Source organism: Prauserella flavalba (assembly GCF_003202235.1).
Lineage (GTDB): Bacteria > Actinomycetota > Actinomycetes > Mycobacteriales > Pseudonocardiaceae > Prauserella_A > Prauserella_A flavalba.
Window position 1 is genome coordinate 232,741 of sequence record NZ_MASU01000012.1, and the last position, 16,336, is coordinate 249,076.

12 protein-coding genes and 4 pseudogenes are annotated in these 16,336 nt (G+C 68.4%); 6 read left to right on the forward strand and 10 right to left on the reverse strand.

Going from position 1 to position 16,336, the window contains the following annotated elements; genetic code table 11:
• Positions 1–131 precede the first annotated feature (131 nt).
• Positions 132–437, reverse strand: coding sequence for a MarR family transcriptional regulator (locus BA062_RS26800; protein WP_110341397.1), 306 nt, complete (start codon positions 435–437; stop codon positions 132–134).
• Positions 438–1,526: 1,089 nt separating this feature from the next.
• On the opposite strand from BA062_RS26800, the gene BA062_RS26815 reads away from it, so the two are divergent.
• Both BA062_RS26815 and BA062_RS26820 read left to right on the forward strand, forming a co-directional pair.
• Positions 1,527–2,324, forward strand: a complete 798-nt coding sequence (locus BA062_RS26815; protein ID WP_158559813.1) for a GP88 family protein — start codon at positions 1,527–1,529, stop codon at positions 2,322–2,324.
• Between the two features lie 151 nt (positions 2,325–2,475).
• Positions 2,476–3,995 (forward strand): annotated as a pseudogene (locus tag BA062_RS26820) (DUF8128 domain-containing protein); the annotation flags it as partial.
• Positions 3,996–4,061: 66 nt separating this feature from the next.
• On the opposite strand, the pseudogene BA062_RS41215 reads toward BA062_RS26820, so the two are convergent.
• Positions 4,062–4,415, reverse strand: a pseudogene (locus tag BA062_RS41215) (replication-relaxation family protein); the annotation flags it as partial.
• A gap of 37 nt (positions 4,416–4,452) precedes the next feature.
• Positions 4,453–5,133: pseudogene (locus BA062_RS26830) on the reverse strand (TraM recognition domain-containing protein); the annotation flags it as partial.
• An 83-nt stretch (positions 5,134–5,216) separates the two neighbouring features.
• Between BA062_RS26830 and BA062_RS40310 the strand changes: the two are divergent.
• Positions 5,217–5,720: a helix-turn-helix domain-containing protein gene (locus BA062_RS40310; protein WP_281271662.1), complete on the forward strand. Its 504-nt coding sequence runs from the start codon at positions 5,217–5,219 to the stop codon at positions 5,718–5,720.
• A 183-nt stretch (positions 5,721–5,903) separates the two neighbouring features.
• Entirely contained in the window at positions 5,904–6,197 is a 294-nt protein-coding gene (locus BA062_RS40675; protein WP_255565697.1) for an integrase core domain-containing protein, read from the forward strand.
• On the opposite strand, the pseudogene BA062_RS26840 reads toward BA062_RS40675, so the two are convergent.
• A pseudogene (locus tag BA062_RS26840) lies at positions 6,167–6,829 on the reverse strand (transposase); the annotation flags it as partial. The gene BA062_RS40675 and the pseudogene BA062_RS26840 sit on opposite strands and share 31 nt — an antisense overlap.
• A 129-nt stretch (positions 6,830–6,958) precedes the next feature.
• Between BA062_RS26840 and BA062_RS26845 the strand changes: the two are divergent.
• A complete protein-coding gene (locus BA062_RS26845) occupies positions 6,959–8,185 on the forward strand; it encodes an IS256 family transposase (protein ID WP_377388630.1) in 1,227 nt (408 codons plus the stop codon).
• Positions 8,186–8,364: 179 nt separating this feature from the next.
• Here BA062_RS26845 and BA062_RS26850 read toward each other — a convergent pair whose 3' ends face one another.
• From BA062_RS26850 to BA062_RS26860, 3 genes are read right to left on the reverse strand one after another with little or no spacing between them, the layout of a single operon-like run.
• Positions 8,365–9,264 (reverse strand): alpha/beta fold hydrolase, encoded by a 900-nt coding sequence (locus BA062_RS26850; RefSeq protein WP_110341406.1) that lies wholly within the window; start codon positions 9,262–9,264, stop codon positions 8,365–8,367.
• Between the two features lie 15 nt (positions 9,265–9,279).
• Positions 9,280–10,350, reverse strand: a complete 1,071-nt coding sequence (locus tag BA062_RS26855) for a BtrH N-terminal domain-containing protein (RefSeq protein WP_110341408.1) — start codon at positions 10,348–10,350, stop codon at positions 9,280–9,282.
• A complete protein-coding gene (locus tag BA062_RS26860) occupies positions 10,347–11,942 on the reverse strand; it encodes an MFS transporter (protein WP_110341594.1) in 1,596 nt (531 codons plus the stop codon). The genes BA062_RS26855 and BA062_RS26860 overlap by 4 nt, the downstream gene beginning before the upstream one ends.
• 121 nt (positions 11,943–12,063) lie before the next feature.
• Here BA062_RS26860 and BA062_RS26865 point away from each other — a divergent pair, with 121 nt between their 5' ends.
• Positions 12,064–12,711 (forward strand): TetR/AcrR family transcriptional regulator, encoded by a 648-nt coding sequence (locus BA062_RS26865; RefSeq protein ID WP_110341410.1) that lies wholly within the window; start codon positions 12,064–12,066, stop codon positions 12,709–12,711.
• Positions 12,712–13,066: 355 nt separating this feature from the next.
• Here BA062_RS26865 and BA062_RS26870 read toward each other — a convergent pair whose 3' ends face one another.
• The 3 genes from BA062_RS26870 to BA062_RS26880 are packed head-to-tail and all read right to left on the reverse strand — an operon-like array spanning position 13,067 to position 16,323.
• Positions 13,067–13,834, reverse strand: a complete 768-nt coding sequence (locus tag BA062_RS26870) for an enoyl-CoA hydratase/isomerase family protein (protein WP_110341412.1) — start codon at positions 13,832–13,834, stop codon at positions 13,067–13,069.
• Positions 13,835–13,885: 51 nt separating this feature from the next.
• On the reverse strand, positions 13,886–14,614 hold the full coding sequence (locus BA062_RS26875; protein WP_110341414.1) for a PaaI family thioesterase: 729 nt from the start codon (positions 14,612–14,614) through the stop codon (positions 13,886–13,888).
• Positions 14,615–14,655: 41 nt separating this feature from the next.
• The gene (locus BA062_RS26880; RefSeq protein ID WP_233519924.1) at positions 14,656–16,323 is read right to left on the reverse strand and encodes an AMP-binding protein; all 1,668 of its coding nucleotides are present in this window, start codon (positions 16,321–16,323) and stop codon (positions 14,656–14,658) included.
• Between the last annotated feature and the right edge of the window lie 13 nt (positions 16,324–16,336).

The following is a 16,336-nucleotide window of genomic DNA, read 5'->3' on the forward strand; positions in this document are numbered from 1 at the left end:
CGCACGGCCGAACGCGGTCGACCATCACCGCCGGTGTCTCGGTCACCGAGGATCCAGCCGGTGATCAGACCAGCGCTCCAGCATTCCCTCCAGCTCGTTGCGCAGGAACGCGATGAACGTCGTCGCCTCGGCTAATCGGTGGCCTTCACCGCCGGGAGCGCCGAGCTCGACCGTGGCGCTCTCCAGCGTGGACTGCCACTGCTTGAGAACCGGGATCCAGGGGCCACGACCATGCCCCAGACGTTGCCGTCACAGACCCGGTAGAGCTCCGCCCTCTTCCCGGGTTGGCGTTCCTTGACCACCATCCGCGTCGCGGTGAGATGGCGCACCGCCCCCGAGATCGCGGCCGGACTGACCCGAAGCCCTTCCGCGAGCGCGGCGGAGGTGTAGCGTTCGGCGTCGTCGGCGAGCATGTAGGCGAACACCCTGGCCGACATCCGTGGGACCCCGCCTCGTTCAGGATCAGGGCGATGCGCTCCACCACCCGGAGCAGCCCCTCGCCCTCGTCCTGCCAGCGGCTCGCCATCATCTGCTCACCATCACCCATCCAGCCAGGCCCACCCGGTACGACCTGCGGGGATGCTGCCCGCAGCCGCTGCAGCCTGCGGGCCACTGACACGTTCCTCACAGGACTCGGCCCGGCGTCGATGTCGCCTCACAGCCCGGACGCTCCAGCCGCCCCCGATCCGTTTGGCCGCCACCGAGCCGTGGTTGGCACCGACGTCCCGCCGGGCACAGGTTCGAACTCGTCGGCCCCCAGCGGCCGGTGTTGGGGCTGCAGTCAGAGATCGAACTGCGAACCGTAGACTCAGGAGGCGTCCGGGCCATCGGAGTCTGTTTCAAGGTCGGCACCACCCCCTCCAAGTTCGGGACCGTCCGGCCCGAGCTGGCCGGTCGTCAAGGTGTACTGGATCGCATTTGCGCAGGTAGTCCTCAAGATCGCCCAACCCGCGGGCGATGTCCTGACGCAGCCTGCGTTCGGCAAAGAACCGGAGGCGGGGCGGAGGATGTTCGCGAACCCACTCCATATACATGAACTGCCCCATGCACCAGCATGCACCGAACGCGACGCTGGCAGCCACCAGCATCCACCACGCGACTGCCAACACATCCCACAGCGCGTTGCCCAGCTGTTGCCATGCCAGCCCGTACGGATCCCGGTACCTCAATTTCACCCACCTCCACCCTGGTGGCCGAACCGAGCATCACGATCACCCTGTACCCAGCGGTAGAGTTCACCGTACGCTGAAATACTCAGGAGGAAAAGGGGGAGCCGTGCGGCCGGCCAGCGCCACTACCTCGGAGCGGGTCTGTCAAACGAGCCGCGAAGCGGGCGACGAACTGGCCGAGCAGCTTCTCCGCCCGATCTAGCCGGAAACCGAGTCCGCGGCGGACACCCAGATAGTCGGCGAGGGCTGGACGCAATGCGCTCATGCCGTACCGTCCGAAGCAGGCCAGTGACGGGCGACCGGACGCAGGGCCGCCACGTCGACCTTCGTGTAGAGCGTGGTCGTGATCGGATCACGATGACGCAGCACCTGGCCGATCTCGGCCAGCGAAGCGCCTGCGGTCAGCATTGCGGTGGCCGCGCTGTGACGACGTTGCCCGCCTGGGCTGGCCGGTTGCCTGACGGCCGCACCTACAACACCTGCCCGTCAGCAGGAATCTGCCGCCACGTCTGCTACGCCCGACACGGAACCTACTTGTGGCCGACTGTGCGCGCCAAGCACCAGGCGAACCTGATATTCGTGCTGGACGATCCGGCCGGGTGGGAGCAGGCGATGCTCGCCGAACTGGCCGCACCGAAGTTCCGCGGCCGGTTCGTGCGGGTGCACGACTCGGGCGACTTCTTTTCCGACGACTACACCCGCAGCTGGCTGCGCATCATGCGCTCTGCTCCTGACGTGACCTTTTACGCCTATACCAAGGAGATCCACCGCTTCCGGCGACTCGTCGAGCCGGACCCGCCCGAGAACTTCTTATGGGTCTACTCCTACGGCGGCACGCAAGACGGCCGGATCGACGCCGCGACGGACCGGGTGGCCGATGTGTTCGCGGACGAGCAGGCCATCGCCGAAGCCGGATGGTCCTCGCAAGAAGCGTCCGACCTGCTGGCGGTGCTAGGTCCTCGCTTGGTGGGCGTGCCATCAAACCGCATTCCCCATTTCCTGCGGCGCTTGCAGGGTCGTCGGTTCTCGCAGTGGCAGGCCGAAGTCGACGCCGAGCGCGAGGCCCGCCGGGGCACCGGCCGCGTCCGTTCGATCACCAGCGCGCCGTCATTGCGCCGCCGCGACGGCCGCCGGACCGACACGCACGCCGCCTAGCTCGCGGCTCGCTGTCCCGCCTTCAGTTCCTCATATCGGGAGGTTATTACTTGTGTTTCCGCTCAGTTCGCCCGTGGACAGCCCGCTCGGCGGGCTGCTCACCGATCCCTGGGGCACGATCCGTGCGCTGCTCACTACGGCCTGGTCTTGGATGCAGGCCTGGGGTCCGATCGCCGCACTCGCACTGCTGATCACCATTACGGCGCTGTGGGCGCTGCGACGCTGGTGGTCCAACCGTTGCCAGGACGCCCTGCACGACAACGCTCGCATCGTGACGATCCTGGCCCCGCCCACGGTCGACCCGGAGGGCGCGCCAGCAGTATGGTCGAACCTCGTCGGACTTCTGCGTCCCATGTGGACTCGGCTCGCGCAGGGGCAGCCCCATCTGGCATGGGAGTACGTGTTCGGCCACGACGGCGTACAGATCCGGCTGTGGGTGCCGGGCACAGTACCGCCGGGCATGGTCGAGCGTGCCGTCGAAGCGGCCTGGCCCGGATCGCACACCACCACCGAGCCGGCAGCGGCTCCGCTGCCCACCAGGGCCGACGGTGGCCGGCGCCGACTGGTCACCGGGGGTGTACTGCGGCTGGCTCGCTCGGAAGCCCTGCCGATCCGCAGCGATTTCGACGTGGACCCTATCCGGGCGCTGCTCGGTGCTCCGGTCGGTCTGGGCGTGTATGACGGGGCGTGTGTGCAGGTGCTCGCGCGACCAGTGACTGGTCGGCGGGTCAAGCAGGCGCGCCGCGCGGCACCTGCACGCCGGGCGCTCCACCCGGCCGGTGGGCCGACTCCTGGACGCGATCACGCCGGGTCCCACGCCGACGGCGGTGAGCCGCGCCGGTGAGCCGAAGCTCGACCCGCAAACGTCGTTGGAGTACCAGGCGCAGAACCGCGCCATCGTCGGCAAGCAGCGCGGCTCGCAGTGGGAGACCGTGATTCGGTACGCAGTTGCCACGACCGTGCCCGCCGAGACGCCGCCCGAACAGATCACACGGGTGCGCGACCAGTTGCGGGGCCGGGCACATGCGATCGCGAGTGCGTTTTCCGGCTACACCGAGCACAACCACTACCAGCGCCGCCGGCTGCGCAACCCGCTGACGGCCATGGCGCGGCGGCGGTTGCGGCGCGGCGACCTGCTGTCGGTGCCGGAGCTGGCCGCGCTGGCGCACCTGCCCACCGACGAGGCTCTGCCCGGCCTCGCGCGAGCGAGAGCAAAGGCCGTGCCACCCCGCCGAATACGCCCACCGAGGGTGAGCTGATCCGGCCCATCGGGGTTTCCGATACCGGGCACACCCGCCCGGTCGGGCTCCAGGTCTCCGACGCCCGGCACCACGTGCACGTGCTCGGCGCCACCGGCAGCGGGAAATCCACCATGCTGACGCGGATGATCCTGGCCGATGCCGAGCACGGCCGGGGTGGGGTGGTCATCGACCCCAAGGGCGACCTGATCACCGATGTGCTGCAGCGCCTGCCGGAGCACGCCGCCGAGAAGGTGGTGCTCTTCGACGCCGACTCGCCCGGACCGACACCCTGCCTGAATCCCTTGGAGGGGTCGAAGGAAGCGGCGGTCGATAACCTCGTGTCCGTGTTCTCCCGGGTGTTCTCCTCAGCGTGGGGCCGCGCACCGAGGACATCCTGCGCGCCGGCTGTTTGGCGTTGCGGGCGGGACCCCAGGTCGCGGGGATCAAGGCCGTCCTCGTGCGCCAGCAGGTGAGCGCCAGCGGTGTCTAGGACGTAGAACATCGGTGCCCGGCCGCGCCCGATGTAGGGCTGGAACCGGTCGAGCACCCGCCACTGGTGCAGTTTGTGCAGCCGCTGGTTGGCTGCGCGCCGGCTCGGGAAGGCGATTTGGGTGATCTGGGTGGAGGTCAGCGTGCGGTGTTCGGCGAGCATCCGCGCCAGCCACCGATCCCGCGCGGTGAGGTGCGCGGCAACGGTGGCCAGGTGATCGGCCGTGGCCGCGACCCGCGCGCTCGTACGGGCGGGCACCCGGGCACGCAAGTCCCTCTGGGCAGACGTGGGGTCGAACACGCAATCTCCTTTGCGGACCGTGTGCAGGAAAACGAGAGCAGCGGGGCGGGCTGTACCCATCTGGTCGGTGCGGCCCGCTCCGCTGGGGTAGCGGGAATCAGGTGGCGCGGCGGGGATCGGTCCCGGTGTCGTCCGGCCCGGACGCGTCGCGGCCCTCGGCCGAGGCGGACAACGGCCGGGTATGGCGCGCAGCGGTCTTGCGCACGAGCCGGGCTCGACCGCGGATCGCAGGGGGCAACGGTTCGGTGGTCACGGTGAACGGCTGGGTTTCCTCGCCGCCCACCACGAGGCGGACTGCCGCATGGAACACACCGAGGTGCGCCAGATCGTGTTCGCCGATTCGGGGCGCGGTGTGCCGCGCCAGCTCGCGGGCATCCTCGGGCGAGGCATTGAAGAGGATCTTGCTGCGCGCGTTGGTGGAGATCCCTTCCTTCAAGTCTTTCCCGAGCTGCCCGAGGTGCTGGTGCGCCAGCGTCATCGACAGCCGGCAGCCCCGCGCCTCGGCCAACATGTCTTCCATGGCGTAGGGCAGATTGAGGAAGTTGTGCGCCTCATCCACATACAACGAGGCGTCCCTGCGCTGCCGCTGCGCCAACGCGGCCCGCGCGGTGGTGGCCTGCCACACGCGCGCCACGATCAGCGAGCCCAACAGCCGAGTGGTGTCTTCACCCAAGCTGCCCTTGGGGATGCGCACGAGGCACAACCCACCATCCAGCGCTGCAGACAGATCCACTGTGGATGGACCGACGGCGATGGCTTTGACCACGAACGGGCGTGTCGGTCTAAACTGCGGGAGATGGTTGACACCTGGGCTTGTTGATCATAGGGATCCGGGTGAGTGAGCCCGTGTTGGACCGCGAGGTGCGTCGGCGCCTCGCGGTCCTTCGTCATGCGGAGGAAGTGTCCGGCAACGTCGCGATGACGTGCCGCTACTACGGCATCAGCCTGCCGACGTACTACAAGTGGCTGCGCCGGTACGAGGCCGACGGCGTCGACGGGCTACGAGATCGGTCGAAGCGGCCGCGGACCAGCCCGAACGCCACCCGCGCCGACGTGGTGGACAAGATCATCCACCTGCGGCGCAACTACCACTTCGGGCCGGAGAAGATCGCGATGTACCTGCAGCGTTACCACGACGTCACCATCAGCCGCTCGACCGTGTGGCGAATCCTGTGCCACTTGGGCATGGGCCGGCTGCCCACATCGCAGCGATATCAGCGCCACGATCGCCGATGGAAGCGCTACGAGAAGCAACGCCCGGGACATCAGGTGCAGATCGACGTCAAGTTCGTCGAACCCCTGCCCAAGGTCAGCAAGACCGGCGTCTCGCTCAAGCCGGTCGGGCGGCGCGGCAAGTTCTACTAGTTCACCGCGATCGACGACTGCACCCGGCTGCGGATCCTGAAGATCTACCCCACGCTCAACCAGAAGACCGCGATCCAGTTCCTGGACTACGTGCTGTCCCAGCTGCCGTTCGCTGTAGAGAAGATCCAGACGGACAACGGCACCGAGTTCGGCACCGAGTTCGGCACCCAGTTCCACTGGCACGTGCTCGACAAGGGCATCGGGCACGTCTACATCAAGCCCCGCACGCCACGACTGAACGGCAAAGTGGAGCGGTCTCACCGGATCGACGCCGACGAGTTCTACCGCCTGCTCGACGGCATCGTCATCGACGACGTCAACGTCTTCAACGCCCGCCTCAAAGAATGGCAGGACTACTACAACTACGACCGCCCCCACGGCAGCCTCAACGGACAGACACCCTATGGAAGACTCCGACAGAAGACCCAAGCCGAAGCGCCCGGGCGAAGCCGGTCTACCGCAGTCGCACAGGCATAGCGCTTGACAGTGTTCAGAGACAGATTCAGCCGCCGGGTGCACTCCAACAGTCCGTGACCTTGCTTGAGTAGGTCATGCACCTGATGCCAGCGCTCGATGTTGGTGCGAGCCAGCGGCCCGTCCTGGACGCCGGTTGCCCCGGCCCAGCAGGCAGAGTGGGCCGCCACCTCTTTGGCCGCTGCTTCAGCCAGGCCGTGCCACAGATGCCACCGGTCCGCGACCTGCTGCACGGCCGGGTCGGCATCGCGGACGGCTTGGGCGTAGGTGTTCGACCCGTCGCGGCACACGATCTCGACGCCGGGATGGCCACGTAGCCAGTCGGCGACCACGCTCGCGCCACGGCCGGGCAGCACGTCGATGCGGACGCCGCTGTCGGCGTCGATCAACACCGTGGCGTACTGGCGGCCGCGACGCAGAGCGAAGTCATCGATCCCCAGCACCCGCGGCACCGTCCGCTCGGGCAAGGCGATACCCAACAACGCACGCACCGCAGTGTCCTTGCCCGCAGCGATTCCCATCACGGGTAGCAACCGAGCCGACGCGCGGCCCGCAAGCTCTCTGACGACGCCGCGTAGTTGCTCGATCAATCGCACCGTGCGCCGCTGATAGCGCTCCAGCACACCGGGGACCTGACTTGGGCCACGAATCGGGTCTGATCTGGGGACTGTCCGGGTAACGGTGGATCTGGTCTTGGTCTGACCGAGAGGACATGACCAATGACCATGACTGATCCGAGCGATCGTGAGGTTGGCTCGGAAGAGATGCTCGATCCTGTGAGCGGAGAGAGCATCGATCAGCGGCAGTTGGCTGAGCAGCTGTTGGCGCAGGCCAAGGAACAGGGCGTCGATCTGGTCTGCCCGGACGGGCTGTTGAACCGGCTGACGAAGAACGTGCTGGAGACGGCGTTAGAGGCCGAGATGGATGACCATCTCGGCTATGAACGCCATGACCCGATGGGTCGCAACAGCGGGAACTCCCGCAACGGGACCAGGTCGAAGACGGTGCTGACCGAGATCGGCCCGGTCGAGATCGACGTGCCCCGCGACACTGACGCGTCTTTCGACCCGAAGATCGTGCGTAAGCGGCAGCGGCGGTTGGACGGTATCGACGAGATCGTGCTGTCGTTGACCGCCCGCGGGCTCACCACCGGCGAGGTCGCCGCGCACTTCGACGAGGTCTATGGGGCCAAGGTCTCCAAGGAGACGATCTCCAAGATCACCGACAAGGTCGTCGACCAGATGGCCGAGTGGTCGTCACGGCCGCTCGATTCGATCTATCCGGTGATCTTCGTCGACGCCCTGGTGATCAAGGTTCGTGGCGGCCAGGTCGTGAACAAGCCGTTCTATGTCGTCGTCGGGGTGACCACCAGCGGTGAACGAGACATCCTCGGTATCTGGGCCGGCGACGATGGTGGTGAAGGGGCACGGTTCTGGCTGCAGGTCTTCTCCGAGCTCAAGAACCGCGGCGTGACCGATGTGCTGATCGCGGTCTGCGACGGGCTCAAGGGCCTACCCGAAGCGATCACCACGACCTGGGAACACACCATCGTGCAGCAATGCGTGATCCACCTGATCCGTAACTCGTTCCGCTATGCCGGACGCCAACACCGGGATGCGATCGTGCGAGGTCTGAAGCCGATCTACACGGCGCCATCGGAGCAGGCGGCCACCGACCGGTTCGACGAGTTCGCGAAGCAGTGGCAGGACAAGTACCCGGCGATCGTGGCGTTGTGGCGCAACGCCTGGGCCGAGTTCGTGCCGTTCCTCGAATACGACGTCGAGATTCGCAAGGTCATCTGCACCACGAACGCGATCGAGTCGATCAACGCCCGCTACCGGCGGGCAATCAAGGCCCGCGGTCATTTCCCCTCCGACGCCGCGGCGCTGAAGTGCCTGGAAAGCGCCGTTAAACGCGTTCGCGATCACCTTCCCCGGACGCCTCGACCCGACCACCAACGAGAACCAAGATCAGATCCACCGTTCATCTGACAGACCCGACAACGCACCACCGGGCCCGAGTAACCGAGCTGGGTGGCGATGGCGGGGCGATGGCGTTCGTCGGCCAGCCGACGTTCCCCTCACGGGAGCTGCGGAACAGGTCAATCCGGTAGCGGCAGAAGGCCAGGTGATCAAGGCCGGAGGAACGGTGTCGGCCGCTGTCCCGGTATTCATGTCCCTGGCCCGCTCCGCTTTCTCGATTCGGCGCGTGGAAGGGGGAGGAGGTGGTTGAGGAAGTCGATCAGGTGGTTGGTGAAGATGTCGTTGTCGTCGCCGGCGACCATGTGTGCGGTGTTGGTGACGGTGGCGGTGTGGGCGGTGGGGATGTGGTGGAGAAGGTGGTCGACGGAGTCGTGGTTGACGATGTCGGATAGTTCGCCGCGGATGAGCAGGGTGGGGATGGTGATCTGTTGGGCGGCGGTGTCCATGCGGGTGGTGAGGTCGGTGAGGGCGGAGGTGTCGCTGATGAACTGGAGCAGTTGCGGGTCCCAGTGCCAGCGCCAGCGGCCGTCGCGGTGTTGGCGGAGGTTCTTGCGGAGTCCGTGGGTGGTGGCGGGGCGGGTTCGGTGGGGGTTGTAGGCGGCGATCGCGGCGGCGGCCTCGTCCAGGGTGGCGAAGCCGTCGCGGTGGCGGGTCATAAAATCGAGGATGCGGGCGGCGCCGGCGGGATTGATCTGGGGCGCGATGTCGACGAGTACGAGGGCGCGGGCGATGGTGTGGTCGGCGTGGGCGAGCAGTGCGGTGATACCGCCCATGGAGGCGCCGATGAGCACGGGGGTGTCGTTGAGGGTGCCGGCGATGTGGACGAGGTCGTCCACGAGGTGATCGACGGTGTAGTCGTGGGGGTGTGCCCAGTCGCTGTCACCGTGTCCGCGGGCGTCGAGGGTGAGCGCGGTCCAGCCGTGCCCGGCGAGCCGGGCGGCGGTGTGGTGCCAGGAGTGGCGGGTTTGCCCGACGCCGTGGAGCAGGACGGCGGTGCCGCGCGATGGGGTGGCTGGTGGTGCGGTCCAGTGGTCACCAGCCAGGGTGAGGCCCGCGCGGCGGTAGGTGAGGGGTGTGGGAGTGGTCACGGCGTCTCCGGGGCGTCAAGAGCTGAGTTCGCGGGCGAGGAGGTCGAGCAGATCGGCGCCTTGCTGTTCGAGTTCGGGGAGATGTTCCGCGGTGTCGGCGAGCGCGGTGACGCGGGTGGTGGTGGAGATGTCGGCGGTGGCGATGCGGGCGAGGCCGTGCCAGAGCTGGGTGAGCTGGGCGTAGAGGTCGGCGGCTTGTCCTGCTATGGGCAGGCCGGCGCGCTGGTTGAGGTAGTGCAGGTAGTCGGCTTGCAGCCGGCGGAACAGGCTGCCGCCGGTGCCGGCCTTGTCGATGAACGCGGCCAGCGCGGTGAGCACGGTATCCAGTTGCGTGGGGGTGAACACGTCGGGCCAGCGCCGCAGGTCGTCGACGAAGACGCTGATGCCGTCCAGGCCGGCGCCATGCACGAGGTCGGCCACCCCGTCGAGTTGACCGGCAGGCAGCAGTGACTGGGCATTTCGCAGAGCTCGAGCGGCAGCGTGGCAGGCGTCGGCGGCGGTGTCGGCCAGGGGCGGCAGCTGGGTGGGGTAGCGCAGCCGGTAGGTGGTGTGCCGGGTGGGTACGGGGAATCCGGTGGAGCTGCGGGCGCGGGCCAGCGCGTCGTAGGGGACGGGTTGGGGGTCGGCGCGGTCGTTGTCGACGACGGTAGCGGTACGGGTGTGGTCGTCGTAGCCGGTGATCACGATGTCGTGGCGGCTCATGCTCAGCCGCACCCGCAGATACGGGAGATGGGCGATGTCGGCCCAGCACAGCACCGGATACCCGTGGTCGAGTTCCTCGCGGACCCAGGCCCAGCCTTCGTCGGGATCATCGGTGGCATGCTGGGTGGCGGTGATCCCGAGACGGCGGGTGAACCCACCGGTGAGGTCGGGGCCCCGACCCACGAGGTAGATCGGCGGGCTCATGGCGGGATGGCGCAGGTAGCTGAACCCGAGTTCGCCGCCGAGCCCGAACACGGTGCCTTCATCCAGTGGCGTCTCGTCGTAGGACAGCCGGGCCCACTGCATCAGGTCGCGCAGCGCTCCTGACCCGCAATGCCCGGCCAGCTGGTGCGGGTAGTCGCTGATAACGCGTCGTCCGGTCACGAAGTACTCCTGTCCTGTTCGGCGACAAATGCAGAGTCGGTAGCGTCACTGCCGCAGGTTTCCGCAGGCTGCGACGGCCCGTCCACGCGGTGGCGTCCGGGAGCCCACGCCGTGAGCGCCACGGCCGTGACCGCGGTGAGCACGGCAAGGGCGCTGAGGGTGTCGTGGAACCCGTCGACGAAGGCGCGCCGCGCCGCGGCGGCAAGATCAGGTCCGGCGGGCGTGTCGCCGGCCAGCCGCAGCGCGGCGGCCAGCGAATCACTGGCCTGGGCGCGAGTTGCGGCGGGGAGGTGGGTGATCTGCGGGGCGAGATGGGTGCGGTAGCTGCTGGCGAGCAGGCTGCCGGCCAGCGCGATCCCCACCGCGGCACCGAGTTCCCGGGTGACGTCGTTGACCGCGGAGGCCACGCCCTGTTTGGCGCGGGGAACCCCGCGCACGATGGCGGCGGTGGCCGGTGTCGCGCAGATGCCCAGACCGAGCCCGAACACACCGAGGAACACCACCAGCCGCGGATAGTCCTCGTCCACCCCCAGCCCGCCGATCCCGACCAGCGCACCAGCCACCAGCGCCAGGCCGGCGCCGGTCATCACCCGCAACCCCACCCGCTCGCTCACCCACGGTGCGAGCACCGCGGCCACGACCAGCGGAACGGCCACCGGCGCCAACGCCAGCCCCGCCCGCAGCGGCGAGTAGCCCCACACCAGCTGCAGATGCTGCATCAGCAGGAAGAACACCCCGAACGCGGCCAGGAACTGCACCACCAGCGACACCGCGCCAGCACCGAACCCGCGGTCGCCGAACAACCCGACCTGCAGCAACGGTGCCGCCCGTCGTCGTTCGACGAGCACGAACCCGGCCCCCGCCAGCACCCCACCACCGAGCGAGGCGACCACCAGCGCACTGTCCCAGCCGTGATCGGGAGCCTCGATCACCCCGAACACCACCAACCCCACCGCCGCCGCCGACAGCACCGCCCCCGGCACATCCAGCCCGGGCGCCGCGGGCTCACGCGACGACGGCACGAACCAGCCACCCACCACCAGCAGCAGCGCCAACACCGCTGTGGCCACGAACACCGCCTGCCACGACCAGACCGCCAACAACGCGCCGGCCCCGAGAATGCCCAGCACCGCACCCGCCCCGGCAAAACCCGCCCACACTCCCACCGCACGCGCGGCCTGCCGGGCAGGGAACTCCGCGGTCAGCAGGGACAACGTCGCCGGCATCACCAGCGCCGCCCCCAACCCCGCGACCGCCCGGCACACAATCACCCCTGTCGGCGTGTCCATCACCAGCGGCAGCGCCGAACCCACCGCGAACACGACCAGTCCAGCCAATAGCACACCGCGCCGCCCGAGACGGTCCCCCACCGCGCCCGCCGGCAACAGAACGCCCGCCAACACCAACGTGTAGGCATCCACAATCCACGTCGCCTGCGTCTGACTCGCCCCGATATCCGCAGCCAGCTCCGGCAACGCCGTGGTCAGCGACGCCACCCCGGCCATCACCAACGCCACGGCCAGACACGACACCGCCAGCGTCCAGCCACGGCGCGCCCCGCCCGCTTCCCCGGCCGACTCCGCCACACGCATCACCCGCAAGACTCGAACATTTGTGAACCGACAGTATCGGACCTAGACTGACGGTTTCACAAGTCCGGCTGTCGTTAGGCTTGCTCGCGCCCGCGCCGCCCTCCGGATACGCAGGAGATCGATGTCCACCGCCGCCCCCACACCCAGCACCCCGGACGAAGACCCGCGGCTGGCACGCTCCCGCGCACGGCTGCTCGACGCCGCCACCCACCTACTGGCCGAAGGCGGCATCGACGCGGTCACCATCGACGCGGTCACCCGCACCGCCGGCATCGCCCGCGCCACCCTCTACCGCCACTTCGGCACCGGCACCGAACTGCTCGCCGCCGCCTTCGAACGCCTGCTGCCCCCCGTCGCACCCGCACCCGCCCACGGCCCCCTACGCGAACGGCTGCTCACGCTGCTGACCAACCAAGCCCACCTCATTGACCACGCCCCCCTGCAACTGACCGTGCTGTCCTGGCTCGGCATGAGCATCGCACCAACACCCTCGACCCCCACCCAGAGCGACCGGCCACACCTGCACACCCTGCGCCGCCGCATCATCGAGCAATACCGCCAACCCTTCGACGCCGTCCTCACCAGCGACGCCGCCCACAACACACTCCGCCCCGGCACCGACACCACCACCGCCCTCGCCCAACTCATCGGCCCCCTCATCTTCAACCGCCTCGTCACCGGCACCCCCAACGACGAACAGTTCTGCGCACACCTTGTCGACAACTTCCTCACCAGCCACACGCCGCCAACCCACACGGGCGACCGCTGACGACCCGCCACCACTGAGCACAGGCTCAGCTGAGGCGCACCCCCGCCCTCGCTCTGACACCGACAACGGTTGGAGTGCCCCCACAGCCTCAGCACGCCCTCCCCCGTGCCGTGGATCGCACCGGCCTGAGCGCGCGGCCGGCGAGCCGGGCACGCTTCGATCAAGGCTCTGGTGTGGCCCGCGCGCTTGAGCACACCGTCCGGGTGGCCCCACAGCGGGAAGACAAGGACAGGCCGTGGCCGCAATCCGGTGTGGGGCCGCCCGCCCCGCTAGTTGACGACGCACGCTGTCCGACCTACCCGGTGTGGGTCGGATCCCGTGGTGCCAGTCGCCGGGTCTGCGCGGGCGCAATCGGCTACCTGCCGCGCCACACCGGCTTGCGCTTCTCGCGGAAGGCGCGCGGTCCCTCTTGCGCGTCCTCACTCAGGTAGACGGGCTCCCATATCCGGTCAGCCTCGTCCAGCGCGTCGTGCCACCCGCGGTCGGCGGCCGCGTACACCATCGCCTTCGCGGCGAGCACGGACAGCGGCGCGTTCGCCGCGATGCGTTTCGCCAGGCGCTGCGTCGCCTTCCGGAGCTCCCCGGCCGGGACCACCTCGTTGACCAGACCGATCTGGTGGGCCCGCGCGGCATCGATGGGCTCCCCGGTCAGCAGGATCTGCAGTGCCACGCGCGGCGGAATGAGCCACGGCAGCGGCGCGGCCCACGGAGCACCCCGGCCCACCTTGACCTCCGTGACCGCGAACCGGGCGTGCTCGGCGGCCACGACCAGGTCGCACATCTGGGCAAGCAGGAAACCACCGGCGTAGGCCACCCCGTTGACCGCCGCGATGGTGGGCTTGTCGACCTTGACGTTGCGGCCGAGGTGCGGAACGAAGTCCGCTGGCGGCACAGTCAACTCCGTGTCGGCCATCTCCTTGAGGTCTCCCCCGGCGCAGAAAGCAGCGTCACCGGCGCCGGTGAGCACCAGCACCTTCGCGTCGCGATCGGCGTTGAAGGCGTCGAACGCCTCGAACAGCGCGGACCGAACCTTCGAATTGAGCGCGTTGCGCGCCTCCGGCCGGTTGATCGTCACCCAGGCCACCTCGTCGACGAGCTCATAGGCGAGCGCCCGCGTTGTCATCTCCGTTCACCCTCCTAGTTCGGGAAACCGACGGTCACGGTCCGGACGCGCTCAGGCGTGGGCATCGCTGGTCCGACCTGTCCGCTCACTCAGCCACTGGTGGAAGCGGGCGTAGTGACGTTCCGGATCGCGCTCGACGAAACGACCCCGCGCGGTCGCGAGGACCATGTTCGGCCCAGGCAGGAGCAGCTCCGCGGCAATGGTCCACCATCCGCGCTCGTCTCGGTTCTCCGACCACGCTCGGATGTCGAGGTCGTGCTCGATGGGGACCGGGCGGCGAAACGACACCTGCATGTCCGCCGTGACCGCGAGCACGGAGGCGGACCACGGCACCACACCGCACACCTCGTCGAAGGCCGCCATGACCGACCCGCCATGCGCGACGCCACCGGCACCCTCATGCTCGGCGCCCAGCCGAAACCGCCCGACCACGCTACCGTCGTCCCGCGTTTCGACCGCCTCGATTCCCAGTCGGCAGCGCCCCGCCTGCCGACAACCAGCGCACAGTGACGCCGAACCGCCGCCCACCGCGGGAAAGCCACTCAGCGGCCCCGTGGGAATGCCCGATCCCGAACGCTGCCCATCTTCCCTTTCACCGGTCATTCGCTCGTTCCCCTGCACGCCCGTTTCGACTCCGAACAAGCAAGACGTTATCAGCCATTTACAACCCGCCGGCTCGGCATCGCCAACATCACACGCCGTTGGCTCGCCAACCTCGTTGCGCCGGCGGGAGTCGCCCTTCTGCCACGCGCCGCGGCGCGCCGCGATGATGTGCGCCATACCTCTAGGTTAATGTCAACTCACTAGTACCCGCCGGTAGGTCATCCGTGGTACAGGGTCTGGTGCTCGGCCCGGATCTTGTACTTGAGCACCTTGCCGCCGACGGTTTCGGGCAACGCGTCGGTGACCACGATTCGTTTGGGTGTTTCGAACCCGGCCAGACGGGAGCGGCAGAACTCGGTGACCTCCTCCTCGGTGACCGTCTGGCCGTCGGTGGGCACCACGAACGCGGTCACCGCCTCACCCCACCGCTCGTGGGGCAGGCCGACTACTGCGGCCTTGGCCACCGCGGGGTGTTGGTGCAGTACCGACTCGACGCGCAGGCTGGAGACGTTCTCCCCGCCGGTCTTGACGATGTCCTTGTACCGGTCGAGCATGACGCGCAGGCCGTCGGCGTCGTCGCGGCAACTGTCCCCGGAGTGGAACCAGCCGTCCTGGAACGCTTCCTTGGTCGCCGCCTCGTTGCGGTAGTAGCCGGCGGTCACTACGGGCGAGCGGTAGACCACCTCGCCGGGCGTACCTGGCTTGTCCGTCAAGTCGTGGCCCTGTTCGTCTACGATCTTCGCGGCCAGCAGCGGGCTGGGGAGTCCGACGTAGTTCTGTTCGGGCGCGGTCCGCAGGAAGGTGTCCCGCCACTGGTCCACCCAGAAGCGGTGACACGCGATCGCCTCCGTCTGCCCCAGGATCTCCATGGGCTGCAGTTCCTCGCCGCACAGCCGCTTGAGCTGGGCCACAGTGCCCGGCGGCAGCGCGGCCCAGCCGTAGACCAGCACGCGCAGCGATCGAGCGTCGTAGCGGACCGGGTCGGTCGACAGCGCGTCGACCAGTGCGTTGACCATCGCGGGCGAGCCAGCCCACAGAGCTGTGACGGACTCGCGGGTGATCGCTTCGGCGATCTGCTGGGCGTCGGGACGCCGGCCGAGCACCATTGTCCCACCGGTCAGGAACGTCGAGAGCATCAGTTGGTCGCCGATGTGGTAGACGATGGGCAGGAACGTGCCCAGTACCAGGTCGGACTCGAATCGCAGGCCGCGGCTGAACGGTAACGCGAAGCTGTACGCGGCGAGGTAGCTGTAGTGGTGTGACAGCATCACGCCCTTGGGCATGGACGTGGTGCCCGAGGTGGACAGGATCTGCCAGATGTCGTCACCGTGGATCGCGACGTCGGGCTCGTCGGCCGGCGCGCCGTCGAGGAAGGAGGTCCAGCTCAGCACACCCTCGGGCACGTTCCCGCCGATCGGGAGAACGATCGGGGTCAGCCCGGCGGCGGTGACGGGGCCCTCGGCGACCGGCCAGAACTCGGCATCGACGAAGGCGAACCGGGCCTCGACGTGCTCGATGAGGTAACTGACGACGTCTGGTGCGAGCGACGGGTTGACCGGCGCGCACACCAGGCCCGCCTTGGCGATGCCCAGCTTGGTGACCAGCGCCTCGACCGAGTTCTCGCAGAACAGCGACACCCGCTCGCCCGCGTGCAGGCCCTGCGCGGCGAGCGCGTTCGCCACCCGGTTGGCCAGCTCGTCGACATCGCGGTAGGTCAGCCTGCGGTGCTCGGGATAGGCGTAGGCTCCGTCGCGGCCCACCACCGCCGCCTTGTCGGGGCGGCTCCAGATCAGCCGCTCGCACAGATCGCCGACGCTGACCCGGTTCCAGCGTTGGGTTTCGTGGCGGCCGCGAAGACTGGTCACGTCGATGGGACCTGACAACATGGTCATCCTCCTG